Annotated in this window: 21 protein-coding genes; 14 read left to right on the top strand and 7 right to left on the bottom strand. The window is 65.9% G+C overall.

The window, feature by feature from the left end; translation table 11 throughout:
• Positions 1-4: 4 nt before the first annotated feature.
• Positions 5-811 (top strand): sugar phosphate isomerase/epimerase family protein, encoded by an 807-nt coding sequence (locus ACLB6G_RS04940; protein WP_410354994.1) that lies wholly within the window; start codon positions 5-7, stop codon positions 809-811.
• Between the two features lie 30 nt (positions 812-841).
• Here ACLB6G_RS04940 and ACLB6G_RS04935 read toward each other — a convergent pair whose 3' ends face one another.
• Complete coding sequence (locus tag ACLB6G_RS04935; protein ID WP_410354993.1) at positions 842-1777, bottom strand: LysR family transcriptional regulator; 936 nt, start codon at positions 1775-1777, stop codon at positions 842-844.
• Between the two features lie 128 nt (positions 1778-1905).
• On the opposite strand from ACLB6G_RS04935, the gene ACLB6G_RS04930 reads away from it, so the two are divergent.
• Both ACLB6G_RS04930 and ACLB6G_RS04925 read left to right on the top strand, forming a co-directional pair.
• Positions 1906-3066 carry an acyl-CoA dehydrogenase family protein gene (locus tag ACLB6G_RS04930; RefSeq protein WP_410354992.1) on the top strand — a complete coding sequence of 387 codons (1161 nt, stop codon included), beginning with the start codon at positions 1906-1908 and terminating at the stop codon, positions 3064-3066.
• A complete protein-coding gene (locus ACLB6G_RS04925) occupies positions 3066-4160 on the top strand; it encodes a CaiB/BaiF CoA transferase family protein (protein WP_410354991.1) in 1095 nt (364 codons plus the stop codon). Before ACLB6G_RS04930 ends, ACLB6G_RS04925 begins: the two co-directional genes overlap by 1 nt.
• A 121-nt stretch (positions 4161-4281) precedes the next feature.
• On the opposite strand, the gene ACLB6G_RS04920 is transcribed toward ACLB6G_RS04925, so the two are convergent.
• Positions 4282-5562 carry a Rieske 2Fe-2S domain-containing protein gene (locus ACLB6G_RS04920; protein WP_410354990.1) on the bottom strand — a complete coding sequence of 427 codons (1281 nt, stop codon included), beginning with the start codon at positions 5560-5562 and terminating at the stop codon, positions 4282-4284.
• Between the two features lie 127 nt (positions 5563-5689).
• Here ACLB6G_RS04920 and ACLB6G_RS04915 point away from each other — a divergent pair, with 127 nt between their 5' ends.
• Genes ACLB6G_RS04915 through ACLB6G_RS04900 form a run of 4 tightly spaced genes read left to right on the top strand, consistent with a single transcriptional unit; the run spans position 5690 to position 9269 of the window.
• On the top strand, positions 5690-6640 hold the full coding sequence (locus tag ACLB6G_RS04915) for a PDR/VanB family oxidoreductase (RefSeq protein ID WP_410354989.1): 951 nt from the start codon (positions 5690-5692) through the stop codon (positions 6638-6640).
• On the top strand, positions 6624-7823 hold the full coding sequence (locus tag ACLB6G_RS04910) for a Gfo/Idh/MocA family protein (protein WP_410354988.1): 1200 nt from the start codon (positions 6624-6626) through the stop codon (positions 7821-7823). Before ACLB6G_RS04915 ends, ACLB6G_RS04910 begins: the two co-directional genes overlap by 17 nt.
• Positions 7820-8812: an ABC transporter substrate-binding protein gene (locus ACLB6G_RS04905; protein ID WP_410354987.1), complete on the top strand. Its 993-nt coding sequence runs from the start codon at positions 7820-7822 to the stop codon at positions 8810-8812. Before ACLB6G_RS04910 ends, ACLB6G_RS04905 begins: the two co-directional genes overlap by 4 nt.
• Before the next feature lie 25 nt (positions 8813-8837).
• Entirely contained in the window at positions 8838-9269 is a 432-nt protein-coding gene (locus tag ACLB6G_RS04900) for a hypothetical protein (protein WP_410354986.1), read from the top strand.
• Between the two features lie 14 nt (positions 9270-9283).
• On the opposite strand, the gene ACLB6G_RS04895 is transcribed toward ACLB6G_RS04900, so the two are convergent.
• The 3 genes from ACLB6G_RS04895 to ACLB6G_RS04885 form a co-directional block, all read right to left on the bottom strand.
• Positions 9284-9790: a MarR family winged helix-turn-helix transcriptional regulator gene (locus ACLB6G_RS04895; RefSeq protein ID WP_410354985.1), complete on the bottom strand. Its 507-nt coding sequence runs from the start codon at positions 9788-9790 to the stop codon at positions 9284-9286.
• 62 nt (positions 9791-9852) lie between these two features.
• A complete protein-coding gene (locus ACLB6G_RS04890) occupies positions 9853-11772 on the bottom strand; it encodes a TRAP transporter permease (RefSeq protein ID WP_410354984.1) in 1920 nt (639 codons plus the stop codon).
• A 95-nt stretch (positions 11773-11867) separates the two neighbouring features.
• Positions 11868-12857: a TAXI family TRAP transporter solute-binding subunit gene (locus ACLB6G_RS04885; RefSeq protein WP_410354983.1), complete on the bottom strand. Its 990-nt coding sequence runs from the start codon at positions 12855-12857 to the stop codon at positions 11868-11870.
• 219 nt (positions 12858-13076) lie between these two features.
• Between ACLB6G_RS04885 and ACLB6G_RS04880 the strand changes: the two genes are divergently transcribed.
• The 3 genes from ACLB6G_RS04880 (at position 13077) to ACLB6G_RS04870 (ending at position 15815) form a co-directional block, all read left to right on the top strand.
• Positions 13077-13994 carry an EamA family transporter gene (locus ACLB6G_RS04880; protein WP_410354982.1) on the top strand — a complete coding sequence of 306 codons (918 nt, stop codon included), beginning with the start codon at positions 13077-13079 and terminating at the stop codon, positions 13992-13994.
• Positions 13995-14029: 35 nt separating this feature from the next.
• Positions 14030-14755, top strand: coding sequence for a class II aldolase/adducin family protein (locus ACLB6G_RS04875; RefSeq protein WP_410354981.1), 726 nt, complete (start codon positions 14030-14032; stop codon positions 14753-14755).
• Between the two features lie 103 nt (positions 14756-14858).
• The gene (locus ACLB6G_RS04870) at positions 14859-15815 is read left to right on the top strand and encodes a cation diffusion facilitator family transporter (protein ID WP_410354980.1); all 957 of its coding nucleotides are present in this window, start codon (positions 14859-14861) and stop codon (positions 15813-15815) included.
• 19 nt (positions 15816-15834) lie between these two features.
• On the opposite strand, the gene trxC is transcribed toward ACLB6G_RS04870, so the two are convergent.
• Together trxC and ACLB6G_RS04860 are read right to left on the bottom strand one after the other, a co-directional pair.
• Positions 15835-16269: a thioredoxin TrxC gene (trxC, locus tag ACLB6G_RS04865; RefSeq protein WP_410354979.1), complete on the bottom strand. Its 435-nt coding sequence runs from the start codon at positions 16267-16269 to the stop codon at positions 15835-15837.
• 66 nt (positions 16270-16335) lie between these two features.
• Positions 16336-16776, bottom strand: a complete 441-nt coding sequence (locus ACLB6G_RS04860) for a Fur family transcriptional regulator (protein ID WP_410354978.1) — start codon at positions 16774-16776, stop codon at positions 16336-16338.
• A 128-nt stretch (positions 16777-16904) separates the two neighbouring features.
• On the opposite strand from ACLB6G_RS04860, the gene ACLB6G_RS04855 reads away from it, so the two are divergent.
• From ACLB6G_RS04855 to ACLB6G_RS04840, 4 genes are read left to right on the top strand one after another with little or no spacing between them, the layout of a single operon-like run.
• A complete protein-coding gene (locus ACLB6G_RS04855; RefSeq protein WP_410354977.1) occupies positions 16905-17807 on the top strand; it encodes a metal ABC transporter substrate-binding protein in 903 nt (300 codons plus the stop codon).
• The gene (locus ACLB6G_RS04850) at positions 17800-18693 is read left to right on the top strand and encodes a manganese/iron ABC transporter ATP-binding protein (RefSeq protein WP_410354976.1); all 894 of its coding nucleotides are present in this window, start codon (positions 17800-17802) and stop codon (positions 18691-18693) included. Before ACLB6G_RS04855 ends, ACLB6G_RS04850 begins: the two co-directional genes overlap by 8 nt.
• Positions 18690-19547, top strand: coding sequence for a metal ABC transporter permease (locus ACLB6G_RS04845; protein WP_410354975.1), 858 nt, complete (start codon positions 18690-18692; stop codon positions 19545-19547). Before ACLB6G_RS04850 ends, ACLB6G_RS04845 begins: the two co-directional genes overlap by 4 nt.
• Positions 19544-20389: a metal ABC transporter permease gene (locus tag ACLB6G_RS04840; RefSeq protein ID WP_410354974.1), complete on the top strand. Its 846-nt coding sequence runs from the start codon at positions 19544-19546 to the stop codon at positions 20387-20389. Before ACLB6G_RS04845 ends, ACLB6G_RS04840 begins: the two co-directional genes overlap by 4 nt.
• The last annotated feature ends 11 nt before the right edge of the window (positions 20390-20400 follow it).

The following is a 20400-nucleotide window of genomic DNA, read 5'->3' as shown; positions in this document are numbered from 1 at the left end:
GGGCATGAAACGCCTTTATTCCATGGCCTATCTGACGGCCAATGGCGCCGGCCCGGTCGAATCGGTCGAGCTTGCCGCCGCCTGCGGCTTCGACATGGTCAGTTTCCGTCTGCTCCCGGCCGGCGGCGAGCCGCTGGCCGACCTGATGGGCGACGACCGGCTCCTGCGCGACGTCAAGGCCGCCATGGACGCCAATGGCGTGACGATGGCGGATGCCGAGATGATCCGCCTGAAGCCCGATACCGATCTCGCCACTTTCGATCCCTTCCTCGACAGGATCGCCGAACTCGGCGCGAAACACATCCTCGTGGCCGTGGACGACACGGACGAGGCCCGCGCCACCGATGCCTATGGCCGGCTTTGCGGGCGCGTCGAACCCTACGGCTTCAGCGCCGACCTGGAATTCATGCCCTGGACAGGGGTGAAGACGCTCGCCGGCGCAAGGCGCATGGTCGAGGCCGCCGCCAGCCCGGCCGCCGCCGTCCTCTTCGACACGCTGCATTTCGACCGGTCCGGCTCGTCGCTCGACGACCTGGCCGCCCTGCCGCCCGGCATGATGAACTATGTCCAGATCTGCGACGGACCCGTGCCCTATGACCCCTCCGACGCGGGCCTGATCCATGTCGCGCGCCAGGCCCGGCTGATCCCGGGCGATGGCGGCATCGATTTCACTCCCATCGTCGCCCGCCTGCCTGAAGGCATCACGGTCAGCGTCGAGGTCCCGAACCGGCCGCAGGCCGAGGCCATGGGCCTGGAGCGCTTCGTCCGCACCGCGCTGGAGAGGACAAAAGCGGTGATGGGCGACGCCTGACCGGGCCGCGAAAGCGAAAACCGGAGCGGTTCAACGAAAACCGGACATGCCCTGGCCCGTGTCCGGCAGGCGCGCGCCGGTCCACTCGCCGCGGGCAACCAGGCCGGGAACCGTGTCTTGCAAGAGGGAGCGGACAGCTTCCTGCGCGCGCGAGCCGGGCCCGGTGGCGGGTTGCACGAGATGCACGCTGCGCCACAGCCCCGGTCCGGTGATGCGGCTGACCGCAAGCCCTCCCGCGCGCACCTCGTCACGCACGGTGTTCAGCGGCAGGATGGAGGCGCCGAAACCGGAAGCGACGAGCCGCTTGATGTTGGCATAGGAATCGATCTCGACGGCGACATTGGGCGCAAAACCGGTCTCGCGCAGCACCGCCTCGATCTGGATGCGCAACCCGTGTTCCGCGCTCGGCAGGACCAGCGGCACGCCGCGCAGGCCCGAAAGGCTCATCTCGGGCAGGCACTCCAGCCCGCCGCGCCACAGCACCACGAGTTCCTCCTCCAGCAGCAGTTCGGAAGCGAGTTCCCGCGTGGGCGCCTTGTTGTAGAGCACGGCAAGATCGACGCGCCCTTCCGCCAGCCAGCCGGAAATGAAACCGCTCATCCCCTCCACGATGTTGAGCCGGATGCCGGGATAGGCATCGCGGACTGCTTCCAGCAGCGGCAATGCGACGATACCGCCGATCGTGCCCGGCAGGCCGATGCGCACGAGACCTGAAGGGTCCCTGTCCAGCGTGCGGATGTCGTCCTCCGTTCGCGCCAGGTCGTCGAGGATGGTCCGCGCGCGGCGCGCCAGCAGGGCGCCTGCCTGCGTCGGCACCGTCCCGGAACGGCTGCGCACCAGCAGCCGCGTACCCAGTTGCTCCTCCATGTTCTTCACATGCAGCGAGAGCGCCGGCTGCGCCACGTTGAGGCTCTGCGCGGCCCCGGTGATGGAGCCGCGCTCCACGATTTCGAGAAAATAGCGCATGTGCCTGACATCCATGGAAAGGCCCGCCCCTCGTCATAGGGAATTGTTCTTGTTTCTATCCAAAACATATATTTGCGCAATGCATGGGCTTTGGCTAGTCAGGCCTGACGAAAGCCGGAGACCCGACAATGAACTTCCTCGAAGACGACTACCAGGATATCCGCGAAGGCGTGCGGGCCGTCTGTGCCCAATTCCCCCCGGAATACCACCGCAAGGTGGATGCCGAACGCGGCTATCCGGAAGCCTTCGTCGATGCGCTGACGCGCGAAGGCTGGATGGCGGCGCTGATACCGGAAGAATATGGCGGCTCGGGCCTCGGCCTGGCGCAAGCATCCGTCATCATGGAGGAGATCAACCGGGCGGGTGGCAATTCCGGTGCCTGCCACGGCCAGATGTACAACATGAACACGCTGGTGCGCCACGGGTCCGAGGAACAGCGCAGGCGCATCCTGCCGAAGCTGGCGACCGGTGAACTGCGCCTTCAGTCGATGGGCGTCACCGAGCCGACGACCGGCACCGACACGACCCAGCTCAAGACCACTGCCGTGAAGAAGGGCGACCGCTATGTCGTCAACGGCCAGAAGGTCTGGATCAGCCGGGTTCAGCATTCCGACTACATGATCCTGCTGGCCCGCACGACGCCGCTTTCGGAAGTGGCGAAGAAATCCGAAGGCCTGTCCATCTTCCTGGTCGACATCAAGGAAGCGATGAAGAACGGTATGGAGGTCAAGCCCATCGCCAACATGGTCAATCACGAGACCAACGAGCTTTTCTTCGACAACCTGGAGATCCCGGAGGAGAACCTGATCGGCGAGGAGGGCAAGGGCTTCAAGTACATCCTGACCGGGCTCAACGCCGAGCGCGTGCTGATCGCCGCCGAATGCATCGGCGACGGCTACTGGTTCACCGACAAGGTGACCGCCTATGTGTCCGAGCGCGAGGTCTTCGGCCGCCCCATCGGCCGCAACCAGGGCGTCCAGTTCCCCATCGCCGAGGCCTTCATCGAGGTCGAGGCCGCCAACCTGATGCGCTGGAAGGCCTGCGCGCTGTTCGATGCCGGGCGCCAGTGCGGCGCAGAGGCCAACATGGCCAAGTACCTGGCCGCCAAGGCAAGCTGGGAGGCCGCCAATGCCTGCCTGCAGTTCCATGGCGGATTCGGTTTCGCCACCGAATATGACGTGGAGCGCAAGTTCCGCGAGACCCGCCTCTACCAGGTCGCGCCGATCTCCACCAACCTGATCCTGTCCTACGTCGCCGAGCACGTTCTCGGAATGCCGAGGTCGTTCTGATGCTGCCGCTGGAAGGCCTGGAAGTCGTTGCCATCGAGCAGGCGGTGGCAGCGCCCTTCGCCTCATCGCGGCTCGCCGATGCCGGCGCCCATGTCGTCAAGATCGAACGTCCGGAGGGCGATTTCGCCCGCGGCTACGATGACGTGGCAAAGGGCCAGTCGAGCTATTTCGTCTGGCTGAACCGTGGCAAGGAAAGCGTGACGCTCGACCTGTCCTCGCAAAAGGGCAAGGCGGCGCTGGAGGCCCTCATCGCCAGGGCCGACGTGGTGATCCAGAACCTCAAGCCCGGTGCGCTGGCAAAGCTGGGTTTTGACCTGGCGCGCCTGCGCAGGAATTACCCTCGCCTCGTCACCTGTTCGATCAGCGGCTATGGCGAGGACGGCCCGATGGCCGACCGCAAGGCCTATGACCTGTTGATCCAGGCGGAATCGGGTCTCTGCTCGATTACCGGCGGACCGTCCGAGCCGGCGCGCGTCGGCGTTTCCATCGTCGACATCGCCACCGGCGCTGCCGCCCATGCGGCGATCCTGGAAGCACTCATCCGCCGCTCCGTCACCGGCGAGGGCGCCGGCATCAACGTCTCCATGTTCGACGTCATGGCCGACTGGCTGACCGTGCCCCTGCTCAACCATGAAGGCGGCAAGCCGCCGCAGCGCATAGGTCTGGCCCATCCCTCCATCTCGCCCTATGGCGTCTTCCAGCCGAAATCCGGCGCGCCGATCCTCATTTCCATCCAGAGCGACCGGGAATGGGCAATCCTGTGCCGCGACTTCATCGGCGACGAGAGCCTCGCCAGCGATCCGCGCTTCGCCACCAATGTCGCCCGCGTGGCCAACCGGTCGCTGACCGACGGCGTCGTGGCCGATGCCTTTGCCCGCTACGATGCCGAAGAGGCCATCGAGCGGCTGGCGAGGGCGAATATCGCGCTGGCCTCGGTCAACGACATGGGCGGGCTTTCCGCCCATCCGCACCTGCGCCGCATCACCGTCGACAGCCCGAACGGGCCGGTCAGCTTCCCCGCCCCCGGCGCAAGTTTTGCCGGTGAAGAGCGCAGCTACGGCCCGGTTCCCGATCTCAAGCCCCTCAAGCCCTGAACGGCGGCCGCGTGAAAGAACAGGCCCGCCGGATGTCGCCCATCCGGCGGGCCTGCGGGAGCAATTCCAGCGAAAAGCGGAAAAGCCCCAACGCTGCCTGTCTCGTTTGGCCCGGCAGGGCCTATTCGGCGGCCATGGTGTCGCCGGCCTCGCCAAGCCTGCGCCAGTCCACCTCTTTCGGATAGACGCCTTCGCGTGACGCGATGGTCGCCTGCCGCACGCGCGGTTCCTGCGTGCCGATGGCCGCGCCGCCTTCTGCCACCTTGCGCGCCGCGTCCACCATCAGGCGGCGGAACTCGACGATGGCGAGATCCGAGGCGCCGAGAATATCCGAAGAGCGGTCGGCGATCGGCCCTTGCGTCACCCACATGGCGATATCCTGGTTCGGAATGCCCTTGATGCCGGTGAAATTGCCGAGCTTCATGGCCTGGCGATCCTGCAGGAAGTTGTTTTCCTTCGTACGCACCGGCTCCCAACGGTCGTTCAGGTCGATGCCCTTGCGCGCATGGGCGAACTTGCGCCACTCCTCTGTCGACGGCACCTCGTCGGTGCCCCAGGCGATGAAGTGGAAGGCCGTCGTCACGTCGTCGATGGGCACGATGACCGAGGCAACGTTGTACATGTTGTTGGGCGGGATCAGCGAATAATAGGGCGCCACATATTCCGTCACGCGCAGGTAGTTGTGCGTGGCGGCGTTCCTGATCGGCTTGCGGATTGCCGCGTAGTGGAAGCCGTAGCTTGTCGTCTGTGTCTGCATCCGCGGCGACTTGTCGGTCGACGGGCGGTACCAGGACTTGTCATCCGCCGAGGCCCGCTCCACCCGCGCCGGCACCATGTCGGAGGAATGCAGGCTGGAGGAATGGGCGCTGTCGATCTGGCCCTCGTGGATCTGTGCCCAGTTGCAGGGAATGCGGATCTTGAGGATCGATACCGGCGTGTCTTCCCTCGGCGCGAAGGCCGGCGGATCAAATTCCGGCACGGCGTCCTGGTCGCCGAACCAGGCCCAGACGAAACCGCCCCATTCCTTCACCGGATAGGCGCGATGCCTGACCTTGTTCATCAGCGGACTGCCTTCCGGCTCCGACGACATGGCCATGACATTGCCTTTCACGTCGAACTTCCAGCCGTGATAGAGGCAGCGCAGGCCGCATTCCTCGTTGCGGCCAAGCACCAGCGAGGCGCGGCGGTGCGGACACAGTTCGTCAAGCAGGCCGAGGTCGCCATTGCTGTCCCGGAAAGCGACATAGCGTTCGCCGAGCACCTCCACGAGCAGCGGTGTGCCGTCGCGCTCCGCCACTTCCTCGATCAGGCAGACCGGCGTCCAGTGCTGGCGCATCAGCTTGCCCATCGGCTTGTCGGGCCCGACGCGCGTGAGGATGTCGTTTTCTTCCTGTGTCAGCATGGTGCCTCCCGCATGCGGATTCTGGTTAGCTTTCTAAGGATTTTACATCGCCGCCACCGGATCGTCCAGCCATTGACAGCCAATAGTTAGCTTTCTAAGTAGCTCGTGGGAGGACTTGAAAGGACCAATGAGCGAAAACGCCGAAGCCATCCGCATGACGGTGGAAAGCCGCCGTGTGCTCACCCCGTCCATCATGGAATTCACCCTTGTTCCCGTCGAGGGCGCGGCGTTGCCGGCCTATGAGCCGGGCGCCCATGTCACGGTCCGCACGCCGTCGGGCGCCATGCGCCGCTACTCGCTTGTCGGCTCCGGCGAGGATCCGCAGGCCTATGTCATCGCGGTCAAGCGCGAGCCGGAATCGCGCGGCGGATCGCAGTCCATGCATGATGAAGCGGTCGAAGGCACCGAATTGGCGGTGGAACCGCCCGAAAACGAGTTCGCCCTCAAGGATGCCCCCAAATATCTCCTGATCGCGGGCGGCATCGGCGTCACGCCCATCCATGCGATGGCGCGGCACCTGGACCAGCAGGGCAAGCCCTTCAGCATCATCTATTGCACGCGCTCGGCGGAGGAGACAGCCTATCTCGACGAGATGCGCGCGGCCTATGGCAGCCGCCTTCTCGTCCACCACGACGGCGGCGACCCGGCAAGGGTCTATGATTTCTGGGACCATTTCGCCGAGCCGCAAGCCATGCATGTCTATTGCTGCGGACCCAAGCCGCTGATGGAGGAGATCAAGGCGATCTCCGGCCATTGGCCGGAAGGCCGCGTCAACTTCGAGGATTTCAAGCCCGTCGAGGTGGTGCGCGCCGACGACACCGCCTTCGAGGTGGAACTGGCGAAATCGGGGCGCACCGTCACCGTTCCGGCCGACCGCTCCATCCTCGAAGCCCTGCGTGACGCGGGCTTTCCCACCGTCAGTTCCTGCGAGAGCGGCACGTGCGGCACCTGCAAGACACGGTTGATAGCGGGCGAGGCCGACCATCGCGACATGGTGCTGATGGACGAGGAGAAGGACGACACCATCATGATCTGCGTCTCCCGCTCGAAGGGTGGCAGGCTTGTCCTCGACCTCTGAGACCGTGCCCGTCGGCGTCGGCGTCATCGGGCTGGGCCGCGGCTTCGTGCTGATGCTGCCGGCCTTTCGCAACGACCCGCGTCTGCGCCTTGTCGCGGCCTGCGCGCCGCGCCCTGAGTCCCGCGCTGCCTTCAAGGCGGAATTCGGTGGTCGGACTTATGCCGACGTGGACGCGCTTTGCGCCGATCCTGCCGTCGGGATCGTCTACGTCGCCACGCCACATGGAATGCACTGCGAACACGTCATCGCGGCTGCACGCGCCGGCAAGCATGTCATCGTCGACAAGCCCATGGCCATCACCATGGACGACGCCCGCGCCATGGTGGAGGCCTGCCGGGATGCCGGTGTCCATCTGATCGTCGGACCGAGCCACAGCTTCGACGCGCCCGTCGCCACCGCCCTCGGCCTCGTCCGCAGTGGCCGGTTCGGCCGCGTGCGCATGATCCACGCGCTCAATTACACCGACTTTCTCTACCGCCCCCGCCGTCCGGAGGAACTGGACACGGCGAAGGGCGGCGGCGTCATCTTTTCCCAGGCGATCCACCAGATCGACATCGTCCGCCTCCTGGCCGGCGGCATGGGCGAGACCGTGTTCGCCCATGCCGGCAAGTGGGACCCGCAAAGACCGACCGAAGGTGCCTACAGCGCGCTCGTCGCCTTTGCCGGCGGCGCCTTCGCCTCGCTCACCTACTCCGGATACGCCCATTTCGACAGCGACGAATGGATGGGCTGGACCGGCGAACTCGGCAATGCGAAGGACCCGGACGCCTACGGCGCCGCGCGGCGCAAGCTCGCAACCGTCGCCTCGCCCGATGAGGAAGCGCGGCTGAAATCCACCCGCACCTATGGCTCCGGCGACATGCCCCCTCGTGCGGAGCATCACGAGCATTTCGGCCCCGTCATCGTCTCCTGCGACCGCGCCGACCTGCGCCTGACGCCCGATGGCGTGGAAGTCCACGGCGATACCGGACGAAGCTTCATCCCCGCCCCGGCGCTCACCCATCCGCGCCGCGAGGTAACGGATGCCATGGTTGCGGCCGTTCGCACCGGCACGCCCCCGGTCCAGACAGGCGCCTGGGGGCTGGCCAGCCTCGAAATCTGCCATGCCATCCTGGAGTCCGCGCGAAGCGGCCAGCCTGTCAGCCTCAAACACCAGATCGAAGCGGAGGCGTCACCACGATGAGTGACCTCAGACTGTCCGTCGCCATGGGCGACTACGACCGTACCCGGGCCATTTTCGATGGCCGGGTGAAGATCGACGGCGTCGACCCCGTCTGCATGGCGCTGTCGCCGGAGGAGATGTTCTTCCGCGCCTTCCGCCACCAGGCCTTCGACGTTTCGGAACTCTCGGTGTCGTCCTATTCCATCTCGGTGGCGCGCGGCGACCCACACTACGTGGCCATTCCGGTCTTCCTGTCGCGCGCCTTCCGCCACACCTCCATCTATGTGCGCAAGGATCGCGGCATCGAGACCCCGGCGGACCTGCGCGGCCGGCGCATCGGCATCGCCGAGTACCAGTTGTCGGCCAATGTCTGGTTCCGCGGCATCCTCGAGGACGAATACGGCGTGAAGCCGTCGGCGATCCACTGGGTGCGCGGCGGCATGAATACGCCCGGCCGGCCCGAGAAGATCAAGGTCGCGGTGCCTGACGGCATCACCATGACGGAAGCGCCGGCTGGCGCCACGCTGAACGCCATGCTGGCCGAAGGCGAGATCGACGGCTTTGTCGGCCCGCGCGCGCCGCGCTGCTTCGACGAGGGCCATCCCATGATCGGCCGGCTGTTCGCCGACACGGTCGGCGAGGCCGAGGCCTATTACCGCAAGACCCGCATCTTCCCCATCATGCATGTGTTGGGCCTGCGCCGCTCGCTGGCTGATGCGCATCCCTGGCTGCCCGGCGCCTTGCTGAAAGCCTTCACACAGGCCAAACGGATGGCCGAGGAGGCCCTGGCCGACACCTCCGCCACCAAGGTCACCATGCCCTTCGTGGAAGACAACCTTGCCCGCGCCCGGTCCCTGATGGGCCCGGACATCTGGTCCTACGGGCTGGAGGGTAACCGCCATGTGCTGGAGACGTTCCTCGACTATCACCACGCCCAGGGCCTGTCGCCGCGCAAGGTGGCGGTGGAAGAGCTTTTCCATCCCGCCACGCTGGAATCCTACAGCCTTTGAGGGTGCCGCAGACAGGGAAGCCGACATGAAACTGCAACCGGGCGACATCGTCGAGATCGATACCGATGCGGGCCATGCCTACGTCCAGGTGACCCACGACCACCCGTCCTATCCGGAAGTGGTGCGCGCGCTGCCGGGCCTGCACCGCAAGCGGCCTGCCGATCTGGCCGCGCTGGCCGCAGCGCCGGGCGGTTTCACCGCCATGCTGCCGCTTGGCGCGGCACTGGAACAGGGCCGCATTGCCGGCAGGCGCATCGGCGCGGCGCCGGTCCCGGCCCCGTTCCGGCCGTTCCCCACCTTCCGGATGCCGGTGCGCGACCGCCAGGGCAATGTCGCCTACTGGTGGCTGTGGGACGGCGAAGGATTGCGCCACGTCGGCGAACTGGAGGAAGCGCAATCCGGCCTGCCCATGCGCGAAGTGATGACGGCGCAAGCGTTCCTGGCGCGCCTTGGCTGACATGGCCCCCGCGCCTATTCCTCTGCCCGGTCGGCCTCGCTTTCCATCCGGGCCAGGAGATTGTCCTGGACGGCTCTCAGGTGGCCGAGGAACGCCGCCCGTTCCGCGTCGCTGAAGCCTTCGACGGAATGCTCCACGACCTCGCGGGCCAGCGGCAGCAATTCGCGCCGCAGCGCATGACCCCGCCGGGTCAGGTAGATGTTGATCTTGCGCCTGTCGTCGGCGTTCTTGACACGGCGCACCAGGCCGCGCCGCTCCATGGACTTGATCGCCGTCAGCGTGGTCGGCTCCATCGTGCCCACCACCAGCGAAAGCTCGCGCTGCGTCATGCCGTCCTGGTGCCACAGCGCGCGCAGGAAATACCACATGCCCGGCGTCACCCCGTAGGGCTCGATCTTCTGCTGCAGGTAACGCTGCACCAGCCTTTGCGTCTGGCGGATCTGGTAGCCGACGCTCTCGTCGAACGGCAATTCGGCATCCCCGGCAAGCGGCAGGTCCTGTCTGGCGTCCGAATCGTCCATGGTCCGAGATCCCTTCGTTGCCCGCCTTTACCGGCCAGGGCGCATGGCCGCAATCCCGCCGCTCACTCGCCCGCCTTCGGCCGGACCGGCGCGGCCGCGGCCGGCGCGGTGACCCGCACCAGCACGAAGCCCGCAACGGCCAGCCCGAGCGCAATGGCCACGCTCATGTAGCCGGCGGCCAGGAACATGAGGCCGGAGGCCAGGAAGAAGAGGCGCGCCAGGCCCGGCAGCACGCGCGTCCAGTAGCCTTCCACCGCGATGGCCACCATGACCAGTCCGGCCACCGCGCTTGCCGTCGTGAAGACGATTTCCCAGACTGTTCCCTGCAGCAGGAGCGCAGGGTTGTAGACGAAGCAGAACGGGATGAGGAACGCGCCGATGGCGATCTTCACCGACTGCGCCGCGATCTTGAGCGGGTTCTCGTCGGCTATGGCGCTGGCCGCGTAGGCCGCGACCGCGACCGGCGGCGTCAGTGCCGACATCACGGCGAAATAGAGCAGGAACAGGTGGCCCTGCAGGTCCTCGATGCCGAGCGAGCGCATCACCGGCGAGATCAGCACGGCGGCCAGGATATAGGCGCTCGGCGTCGGCATGCCCATGCCGAGCAGCGTTGTCAGAAGCGCCGCGATCAGCAGCGAGGAAAACAGGTCGGCGCCCGACAGCAGGAAGACCAGCGCGCTGAACTTCGACGCCAGCCCCGTCATCGTGATGCCGCCGATGACCAGGCCCGCGGCGGCGCAGGCACCGGCCACCGGCACGGTGCGCAGGCTCGTTTCTGCGAGAATGTCGTAGATCTTTTTCGGCGTCAGCCGCGTCTTCTGCCGGAACATGGAGACGAACAGCACCGCCGTCACGCCATACACGGCCGCATAGGTCGGTGTATATCCGTCCACCAGCGCCCAGGTGATGACAGCCAGCGGCACGATGAACAGGCCGCCCTCGCGCATGGTGATGGCCAGCGTCGGGATTTCGGAGCGGTCGACGCCGGCCAGTCCGTTGCGCCGGGCCCTCAGATGGACCTGAAGGTAGATCGGCACATAGTAGAGCAGCGCCGGGATGAGCGCCGCGAAGGCGATGTCGACATAGTCGACGCCGATATATTCCGACATGATGAATGCGGCCGCCCCCATCACCGGCGGCAGCAGGCTGCCGCCCGTCGAGGCGGCGACTTCCACCGCGCCGGCGAAGGAGGCGCGGTAGCCCATCTTCTTCATCATGGGGATCGTGATGGAGCCGGTCGTCACCACGTCGGAGGTGGGGCTGCCCGAGATCGTGCCATAAAGGCCGGAAGAGATCACCGCGATCTTGGCCGGGCCTCCGGGTGACTTGCCCGTCAGGTATGCCGCTAGGTTGAAGAAGAATGCCGACCCGCCGGCATATGAAAGCGTGGTCCCGAACAGGACGAAAAGGAAGGCATAGGTCGCCGCCACGCGCAGCGGAACACCGAACAGGCCGTCCGTGGTGAAGATGATGATGTCGAGGAAGTGGGTGTAGGATATCTCGCCATGGCCGAGCGTGCCGCCAAGCCGGTCGCCGAAAAGGTTGTAGGCGAGGAAGATCAGCACGATCACGGTGAGACCCACGCCCACGGTACGCCGCATCGCCTCGATCGTCAGCACCAGGATCAGCGAGGCGAAGCCGATGTCATAGGCGGAAAGCGGATCGAGCAGCGTGATGCGCTGGGCGATCATGTCGGCCTGCGACACGAAGTAGACGCCGCAGGCAGCCGCCAGCACCGCCAGCGCCCAGTCGATGAGCGGGATATGCTTGCGATCGGAATTCGCCGTCGCGCCGACGAGCACGAAGGTCAGCACCAGCATCAGGGACAGGAACGTCATGATGAGCGAAAGCGCATCGCCGCGCGAGAAGGCGGCCGCATAGATGGTCCATACGGCTGTCGCTGCGGCAAAGGCCTTGACCGCATGGCCCGTCAGGCCGGCCGGCGAACGCCGCGCCCCGGTGTCGAAGAACAGTTTGAACATGGGCTTTCAGGCCGTTCCCTGGCTGAAGTGAAAGGAAACGCGCCGGCGCGGAGCGCCTGCTTGGCTGCTCCGCGCCGGCATGCAGGGTCAGGCGGTCAGTGGCCCGCTGCCTCGAACACCTTCTTGGCGGCCGGATGATACGGCACGGTCTTGGCGCCGGCCATCAGCGCCACGTCCAGCGGCGCCATCGCCTTGTGCACGCCGTTGAGCTGGTCGGCATTGTCGACGAGCGCCTTGGTGATGTCGTGCACCATGGTTTCGTCGGCATCGGCGCGAACGAAAAGCTGGGCGGAAACGGTCACCGTCAGCACGTCGCTGTCGGTCCAGTCATAGGACTCGTTCTTGATCGTGAAGGGCTTGATGTCCCATTCCTCGATCACCTTGTCCGCTGTTTCCTGCGTTACCGGCAGCAGCTTGACGTCGATGGAAGAGGCCAGTTCGCGGATCGAGGAGTGGTTCACGAACAGCGAGTTGAGGATCATGTCGATGCGCCGGTCGCGCATCAGGTCGCCCTGCTCGCCCGATGCGGCAAACTGCACGTCACCGCCCCAGGACTTGATGGTGTCGGGGCTGGCGCCGATGGCGTTGAGCATGGATTCGCCGACCGAACTGACGATGTTGCCGCGCTTGTTGAGCGCGATGCGGATCGGCAGCTTCTGCGCCGCGATATCCTCAAGCGTCGTCAGGTTGTGTTCCTTGGCATAGTCGGCGTTCACGATGGCCTGCATCGGCGCCCAGGTGTAGAGCTGCGCCACGGTCGCCATGCTGTCGATGGCCGACTGGAACGGCGGCTTGCCGCCGAGCGCGAGCTTGGCCTCGGCATCGTGGATGATGGCCAGATCGCATTTCCCCTGGTCCAGCAGCGCGACATTGGCGAGGCCGCCGCCGGACGTCTGGTAGGTCACGGTCGAACCGGGAAAGGCCTTCTTGACGGCCGCATCCACCCCGGCGCCAAGCAGGCTCCAGAGGCCGCCGGGGCTCGCGCCGCAAAGGGTCAGGTTGTAGGTCTGGGCCTGTGCGCCGGCGGTGGCGGCAAGCACTGTCATCGCGGCGCCGGCCAGGACGCCCGCAATTGTCTTTTTCATTGTGTATCCTCCCACATCGGCAATCATTAGATTGCTAACTGTTTCAGGATAAAGGGCGGAAAACGCGCTTGTCAATTGGATAAGCCATGCCTGCCGGTCGCTCGACAGCCCCGCGGATTCCCGGTATAGGCGTTTTCCTTAGCATTCTAAGGGGAGAGGGAAGTGCGGCCGTCCTGCCTTCCGGGATCACGATGACGACAACACCCCGGGCAGGCCGGCGTGACCGGTGAACTCCTCGCGCTTGGCGCGGCCTTCGCATTCGCCCTGTCCAGCGTCGCCATCGCCAAGGGCGCGCAGACCAGCAGCGGCGAAAGCGGCGTCCTGCTGTCCGCCATCGCCACGGGCCTTTTCGCCGGCCTTGCATGGTTCGCCACGGGCGGCGGGCCGGTGCGCGCATCCGCCTGGCACTTGGCGGGAATCGCGACCGTCTGGTTCGTGGCCTCCGGCCTCCTTGCCACCGTCTGGGGCCGCATCACCATGTACTGGTCGATCGAGCTGGCCGGCGTGATTCGCGCCTCGACGACACGCCGCCTGATGCCCTTCATGTCCGTCATCCTGGCCTGGCTGGCGCTGGGCGAGACGGTGTCGGGCATGGCCGCGGCCGGCATGGCGCTCATCGCCGCCAGCTTCTACCTGCTTTACCGCGAGAACAGCGCCCGAATCCGCATTTCCGGCGATGATCCGGCCCGCCGCGCCATGATCTCGCGCGGCCTTGTCTTCGGCGTCGTCTCGGCCCTGCTCTACGCGCTGAGCTTCGTGGCGCGCAAGTTCGGCCTCGAAGCCGTACCGGACGCCTTTTTCGGCGCTTTCGTCGGATCGGTCACCGCCATCGTCTTCTATGCCGGGGCGGCCCTCGTCAGCACCCGCTACCGAACGGTCCTAGCCGGCGTGCTGAAGGCGCCCAATCCCTGGCAGGTGATGGCGGCGGTACTCATCGCCGCCGGACAGCTGTCCCAGTTCGCGGCGCTGAAACTGACCGGCGTCGGCCGCGTGGCCTTCATCAATTCGGTCGAGGTCTACATTGCCGCATTCCTGGCCGTTGCCGTCTTCAAGACCGAACCCATGCCCGGCCGCGCCATCATCATGGCCACCCTTCTCGCCACGGCAGGCGTCGTCCTGATGTCCCTGCCCGGCTGAAGCAACACGAAACGACAAACAGAGGGAGAAACATCATGAACGAGAGGGACCTGACCGAAAACGCGATCCGCGACCTGGTCATCGCAAACCGCATCCTGGCACGCGAGAACATCATCGACGGCTTCGGCCATGTCAGCGTGCGCAATCCGGTCGATCCGGACCGGTTTTTCCTGTCGCGCTCGCGCAGCCCCGAAATCGTGACCCGTGACGACATCATGGAATTCGACCTCGACGGCACGCTGTTCTCCGACGACCCCCGGCGGCCCTATGCCGAGCGCTTCATCCATGGCGCCATCTACCGGGCACGCCCGGACGTCAACGCCGTGTCCCATCACCATGCGCCCGCCGTCATTCCGTTTTCATTGACCGGCATTGCGCTCAAACCCGTCTTCCACATGGCATCGGTCACCGGCGCGACGGTTCCCGTCTGGGACAGCCAGGCCGAATTCGGCGATACCAACATGCTGGTCGACACGCTGGAGATGGGCCATTCGCTGGCCCGGACGCTGGGCGGCAACGCCACCGCCCTGTTGCGCGGCCATGGCGCCGTCTGCGCTGCGGCGAACCTGAAGGGCATCTGCATGGTCTCCATCTACATGCGCGACAATGCCGAACTGATCCTGAAGACGCTGCCGCTCGGCCAGCCGCAATATCTCTCCGACGGCGAGATCGAACGGGCCGGCGCCATGCTGGCAGGCGACATGCCGCAGGCCCGCGCCTGGGACTACTGGTCCGCCCGTGCCGGTTTCGGCGGGCTGTAGGCAGGGGAAGCTTGCCGCGATTTCCGCTTGAACCTTGAGCGGTTTGAGGGGTTGGCTGGGAAGGCGGCGGCGAATCCCTTGTGCCGGAAAAGGAAGGCATGGCATGGAACATGGACATCACCATGAACACGGGCATGGCCATCACGGCCATGCCCATCTCGACCCGGCAAGCGGTGACCGGCGTGTGCTCGTCGCCATCTGGGCCAACGGCCTGCTGACGCTGGCCCAGATCGCCGGAGGCATCCTGTCAGGCAGCCTCGCGCTGATCGCCGATGCCCTGCACAACCTGTCCGACATGGCGTCGCTGGCCATCGCCTATGCAGCGCGCCGCATCGCCCGCAGACCGGCGGATGAGGCCATGACCTATGGCTACGGCCGCATCGAGATCGTTGCCGCGCTCATCAATTACACGACCCTGATCCTTGTCGGCCTCTACCTGATCTATGAAGGTGCCATGCGCCTGATCGACCCGCCGGCGGTGGCCGGCTGGACCGTCGTCATCGTCGCCGGCGTGGCGCTGGCCGTGGATGCCCTGACCGCCTTGCTGACCTGGTCCATGCAGAGAGGCAGCGTGAACATCCGCGCGCTTTTCCTGCACAACCTGTCAGACGCGCTCGCTTCCGTCGCGGTGATCGTGGGCGGCACGCTGATCCTGCTCTACGACTGGCGCATCGTGGACCCGCTCATCACCATCGCCATCGCCGCCTACATCCTCTGGCTGGCCTTCCGCGAGATCGGCGGTCCGGTCCGCACCCTGATGCTCGGCAGCCCCGATGGCCTCGAAGGCAAGGACATCATCGCTGCGGCAAGCGAACTGGACGGCGTCGCCGGTATTCACCATGTCCATTTCTGGCAGATGCAGGAACATGCGGCCTCCTTCGACGCGCATGTCGTGCTGACCGCACAGGCATGGGACAGGCAGGAAGACGTGAAGGCCGCGATCAAGCGGCTTCTGGCGGAACGGTTCGGCGTGCACCACTCCACGCTGGAATTCGAGCATGTCGACCGCGCCCACAAGGACGCAGCGCTCTATGGCTGCCCGGAAAGGACCGCGCGGTGACGGCGATGCCTGCCGGCGCTCAGGCGCCCTGGCTTGCCCAGGAGACGATCTGGCCCGCCGGCATGGCACCGGACACGCGATTGACCAGCGTTCCGTCCTTGAACATCAGCATGGTGGGAATGCCCTGGATGCCGTAGGCCTGCATCAGGCCGGGCGCCGTGTCGGCATTGACCTTGATGAAGCGCATGCGCCCCTTCATCGTTTCCGCCGCCTGCGCGAAGGCCGGCGCCATGGTCCGGCACGGTCCGCACCAGGGCGCCCAGACATCGACGACCACCGGCAGGTCGTCGCCGCCGGCGATGCGCCTGAACGTGGCCTCGTCCACATCCGCCGGATGGTCGGCAAACAGGGGGGTCTTGCAGACGCCGCAGCGCGCCGCTTCCAGCGGCTTGCCTTCCGGTGCGCGGTTCTTCTTGCCGCACGAGGCGCAGGTGAAATGGGTCGGGCCGCTCATGGCGATCTCCTCGTCAAAACATTTATCAATATTCATATATTGATGCGTGAGGCTTGCCGCAAGCCCTCAGGCCCGCCGTTTGCCGCGCCCGATCTTGCGCCCGTAGATCTCCAGCCGGTGATCGACGATCTCGTAGCCGAGCCGCCGCGCCACTTCCTCCTGAAGCGCCTCGATGCGCTCGGAGATGAACTCCACCACCTCGCCCGTATCGACGTCGATCAGGTGATCGTGATGCGCCTGCGGCGCGTTTTCATAGCGCGAAGGGCCGCCCTGGAAGGTGTGGCGCTGGATCGCACCATGATCCTCCAGCAGCTTCATCGTCCGGTAGACGGTGGACAGCGAGATGGTTGCGTCCTTGCGCACCGCGCGGCGGAAGATCGCCTGCGCGTCCGGATGATCGTCATGGTCGGCCAGGATCGCAAGGATGATCCTGCGCGGCCGCGTGATCCGCACGCCCGCCCGCCGCAAGGCCGTCTCCATGTCCTTTGCCGTCATTGTCGCGTTCATGCGCCGGACCATAGCCAGTTGCGACCCAGTTGCAAATAAGGAAGCGCCAGTTGCGAATCGTTTGCAGGTGCCTTGACGCGACGCCAGTTCGCCTCTAGCTTTAATGCAAACAATTTGCAGGTAGGAAAATGAAGCGGTTCCTTCGCCAGTTCCTCTCCCTCGCGGGCATGGCTGCCATCCTTGCGCTTGCCGCCCCCGCACAGGCGGCCGAGAAGCTGAAGGTCGTCACCACCTTCACCGTCATTGCCGACATGGCAGCCAACGTCGCCGGCGACCATGCAGAGGTCGTGTCGATCACCCGCCCCGGCGCGGAGGTCCACAACTACCAGCCCACCCCGCGCGACCTGGTCAAGGCCCAGGACGCCGACCTGATCCTCTGGAACGGTCTCAATCTGGAGCGCTGGTTCGAACGGTTCTTCAACAACCTGCATGGCGTGCCGGAAGTGACCGTTTCCGAAGGCGTCGACCAGATCATGATCGATGGCGACGCCTATGACGGCAAGCCCAATCCCCATGCATGGATGTCGATCACGGCGGCCCAGGTCTATGTCGACAACATCCGCGACGCCCTGATGCAGCGCGATCCGGCGAACGCCGGCGCCTATGCCGAGAACGCGGAAATCTACAAGGCGAAGATCGCCGCCCTCGCATTACCGTTGCACGAGGCGCTGGACGCCATTCCGGAAAACCGCCGCTGGCTGGCGACATCGGAGGGTGCGTTCTCCTACCTCGCCCGCGACTTCGGGCTCAGGGAACTCTACCTCTGGCCGATCAACGCCGATGGGCAGGGAACGCCGCAGCAGGTGCGCGCCGTCATCGACGCCATGCGCGAACATTCCATTCCCGTCATCTTCTCCGAGAGCACGGTCTCGCCAAAGCCGGCCCAGCAGGTCGCGCGCGAGACCGGCGCGGCCTATGGCGGCGTGCTCTACGTCGACAGCCTGTCGGAACCCGACGGCCCCGTTCCCACCTATCTCGACATGATGCGCGTGACCATCGGGACCATTGCCGAGGGCCTGAAGAATGGCTGAGCCCGGCCTAGCCGTCGAACACGCCACGGTGACCTACCGCAACGGCGTGACGGCCCTGAAGGACGCCTCCTTCTCAGTGCCCGCAGGCACGATCACCGCGCTCGTCGGCGGCAATGGCGCGGGCAAGTCCACCCTCTTCAAGGCCATCATGGGCTTCGTGCCGCTGGCGCGCGGCAGCGTCACCATCCTGGGCCAGCCTGCGGCCCGCGCCCTGCGCGACAACCGCGTCGCCTACGTGCCCCAGTCCGAACAGGTGGACTGGAACTTTCCCGTCCTCGTCGAGGACGTCGTGATGATGGGCCGCTACGGCCACATGGGCTGGTTGCGCCGCCCCTCCGCGGCTGACCATGCCGCCGTCGACGCCGCGCTGCAGCGCGTGGCGCTCACCCAGCACCGCAAGCGCCAGATCGGCGAACTCTCCGGCGGCCAGAAGAAACGCGTCTTCCTTGCCCGCGCCCTGGCCCAGGACGGCCGGGTCATCCTGCTCGATGAGCCGTTCACCGGCGTCGACGTCCGCACGGAACAACAGATCATCGCCCTGCTGCGCGACCTGCGCGACGAGGGCCGCGTCATCCTCGTCTCGACCCACGACCTGGGCTCCGTCCCCGAATTCTGCGACCGGGCGGTGCTCGTGCGCGGCACGGTGCTGGCGGCGGGTCGTACCGAGAAGGTGTTCACCGCGCGCAACCTGCAGGAAACCTTCGGCGGCGTGCTGCGCCATTTCACGCTGGCAGGCTCCGACCTGCACGACGACGACGATGCCCGCGGCATCACCGTCCTGACCGACGACGAGCGGCCCTTCGTGCTTTATGACGGCAAGGGCCGCACCGGCGCGGAGCCCGCACCGGCGGCCAATCCGGAAAAGCGGCAGGACACCAGGCGATGAACGCCCTGCTCGAACCCTTCGGCTATGGCTACATGGTCAATGCCATGTGGGTGTCCGCGCTCACCGGCGGCGTCTGCGCCTTCCTCTCGGCCTATCTGATGCTCAAGGGCTGGTCGCTGATCGGTGATGCGCTCTCCCATTCCATCGTTCCGGGCGTCGCCGGGGCCTACATGCTGGGCCTGCCTTTTTCGTTGGGCGCGTTCATCGCCGGCGCTCTGGCTGCGGTTGCCATGCTGTTTCTCAACCGGCGCACACGCCTGAAGGAAGACGCCATCATCGGCCTTATCTTCACCTCCTTTTTCGGCCTCGGCCTCTTCATGGTCTCGCTTTCGCCCACCTCCGTCGACGTGCAGACCATCGTCATGGGCAATATCCTGGCCATCACACCGGCCGACACGCTGCAACTGGCGATCATCGGCGGTGTCACGCTGGCCGTGCTGCTGGCCAAATGGAAGGATCTCATGGCCGTCTTCTTCGACGAGGAGCATGCCCGCTCCGCCGGACTGAACCCGGACCGGCTGAAAATCCTGTTCTTCGCGCTGCTGGCCGCTTCCACCGTGGCGGCCCTGCAGACTGTCGGCGCCTTCCTCGTCATCGCCATGGTGGTGACACCGGGCGCCACGGCCTATCTCCTGACCGACCGCTTTCCCCGCCTGATCGCCATCGCGGTGTCCATCGGCGCCGGTTCGTCTTTCATCGGCGCCTATGCCAGCTTTTTCCTGAACGGCGCCACCGGCGGCATCATCGTCGTGCTGCAGACGCTGGTGTTCCTCGCTGCCTTCGTGTTCGCGCCCAAACACGGCCTGCTGGCCGCGCGGGCAAGGGCGCGCGCCGCCCTGGAGGACAACCGGTGAACGAGATCCTGTCCGATCCGCTGCTGCCCTTCGCCTTTCCGTTCATGCAACAGGCCTTTCTCATCACGCTCGCCGTGGCCGTACCCATGGGCCTGATTTCCGCCCTGCTCGTGCTCAAGGGCTGGTCGCTGATGGGCGACGCCATCTCCCACGCCGTCCTGCCGGGCGTCGTGATCGCCTACGTGATCGGCCTGCCGCTTGGCGCGGGCGCATTCGTGGCCGGCATGGGCTGCGCGCTCGCCACGGGCTACCTGAAGGAAAACAGCCGCATCAAGGAAGACACGGTCATGGGGGTGGTCTTTTCCGGCATGTTCGGGCTGGGCATCGTGCTCTACCTGTCGATAACGTCAGACGTTCATCTTGACCACATCCTGTTCGGCGACATGCTCGGCGTGACATGGGGCGACCTGGCCGAAAGCGCCGTGATCAGCGCCATCGCCACCGCCTTCATGCTCGTCTTCCGCAAGGATCTGGCGATGGCGGCCTTTGACGAGCAGCACGCCCGCGCCATCGGCCTGCCGGTGCGATTCCTGCATTACGGGCTTCTGGCGGTGGTCTCGCTGGCCGTCGTGGCGGCGCTCAAGGCGGTGGGAATCATCCTCGCCGTTGCATTTCTCGTCGCGCCGGGGGCCATCGCCTTCCTGCTCACACGCACGTTCGCAGCCATGATGGCCACCGCCGCGGCCATCGCGGCCGGCGCGTCCGTGCTCGGCATATGGGCGAGCTTCTTCATCGACAGCGCCCCCGCGCCGACCATCGTCCTCATCATGACGGCGGCCTTCATCGCAGCCTTCATCCGCGAACAGCTTCACTACGCACGGACGCAGTCCGGCGAAGCCTGACGCGGCATCGC

The organism is Zhengella sedimenti (assembly GCF_046506625.1).
Classification (GTDB): domain Bacteria; phylum Pseudomonadota; class Alphaproteobacteria; order Rhizobiales; family Rhizobiaceae; genus Zhengella; species Zhengella sedimenti.
This window is presented reverse-complemented; position numbering and strand designations above follow the sequence as displayed.

What these genes read in the sequence shown, in the direction of transcription:
- ACLB6G_RS04905 (WP_410354987.1), top strand. Translation starts at nt 7,820, where the DNA reads ATGAGTGACCTCAGACTGTCCGTCGCCATGGGCGACTACGACCGTACC.
- ACLB6G_RS04875 (WP_410354981.1), top strand. Translation starts at nt 14,030, where the DNA reads ATGAACGAGAGGGACCTGACCGAAAACGCGATCCGCGACCTGGTCATC.
- ACLB6G_RS04860 (WP_410354978.1), bottom strand. Translation starts at nt 16,776, where the DNA reads ATGAACGCGACAATGACGGCAAAGGACATGGAGACGGCCTTGCGGCGG.
- ACLB6G_RS04900 (WP_410354986.1), top strand. Translation starts at nt 8,838, where the DNA reads ATGAAACTGCAACCGGGCGACATCGTCGAGATCGATACCGATGCGGGC.
- ACLB6G_RS04940 (WP_410354994.1), top strand. Translation starts at nt 5, where the DNA reads ATGAAACGCCTTTATTCCATGGCCTATCTGACGGCCAATGGCGCCGGC.
- ACLB6G_RS04850 (WP_410354976.1), top strand. Translation starts at nt 17,800, where the DNA reads ATGGCTGAGCCCGGCCTAGCCGTCGAACACGCCACGGTGACCTACCGC.
- ACLB6G_RS04885 (WP_410354983.1), bottom strand. Translation starts at nt 12,857, where the DNA reads ATGAAAAAGACAATTGCGGGCGTCCTGGCCGGCGCCGCGATGACAGTG.
- ACLB6G_RS04890 (WP_410354984.1), bottom strand. Translation starts at nt 11,772, where the DNA reads ATGTTCAAACTGTTCTTCGACACCGGGGCGCGGCGTTCGCCGGCCGGC.
- ACLB6G_RS04915 (WP_410354989.1), top strand. Translation starts at nt 5,690, where the DNA reads ATGAGCGAAAACGCCGAAGCCATCCGCATGACGGTGGAAAGCCGCCGT.
- trxC (WP_410354979.1), bottom strand. Translation starts at nt 16,269, where the DNA reads ATGAGCGGCCCGACCCATTTCACCTGCGCCTCGTGCGGCAAGAAGAAC.
- ACLB6G_RS04855 (WP_410354977.1), top strand. Translation starts at nt 16,905, where the DNA reads ATGAAGCGGTTCCTTCGCCAGTTCCTCTCCCTCGCGGGCATGGCTGCC.
- ACLB6G_RS04870 (WP_410354980.1), top strand. Translation starts at nt 14,859, where the DNA reads ATGGAACATGGACATCACCATGAACACGGGCATGGCCATCACGGCCAT.
- ACLB6G_RS04930 (WP_410354992.1), top strand. Translation starts at nt 1,906, where the DNA reads ATGAACTTCCTCGAAGACGACTACCAGGATATCCGCGAAGGCGTGCGG.
- ACLB6G_RS04925 (WP_410354991.1), top strand. Translation starts at nt 3,066, where the DNA reads ATGCTGCCGCTGGAAGGCCTGGAAGTCGTTGCCATCGAGCAGGCGGTG.
- ACLB6G_RS04920 (WP_410354990.1), bottom strand. Translation starts at nt 5,562, where the DNA reads ATGCTGACACAGGAAGAAAACGACATCCTCACGCGCGTCGGGCCCGAC.
- ACLB6G_RS04845 (WP_410354975.1), top strand. Translation starts at nt 18,690, where the DNA reads ATGAACGCCCTGCTCGAACCCTTCGGCTATGGCTACATGGTCAATGCC.
- ACLB6G_RS04935 (WP_410354993.1), bottom strand. Translation starts at nt 1,777, where the DNA reads ATGCGCTATTTTCTCGAAATCGTGGAGCGCGGCTCCATCACCGGGGCC.
- ACLB6G_RS04895 (WP_410354985.1), bottom strand. Translation starts at nt 9,790, where the DNA reads ATGGACGATTCGGACGCCAGACAGGACCTGCCGCTTGCCGGGGATGCC.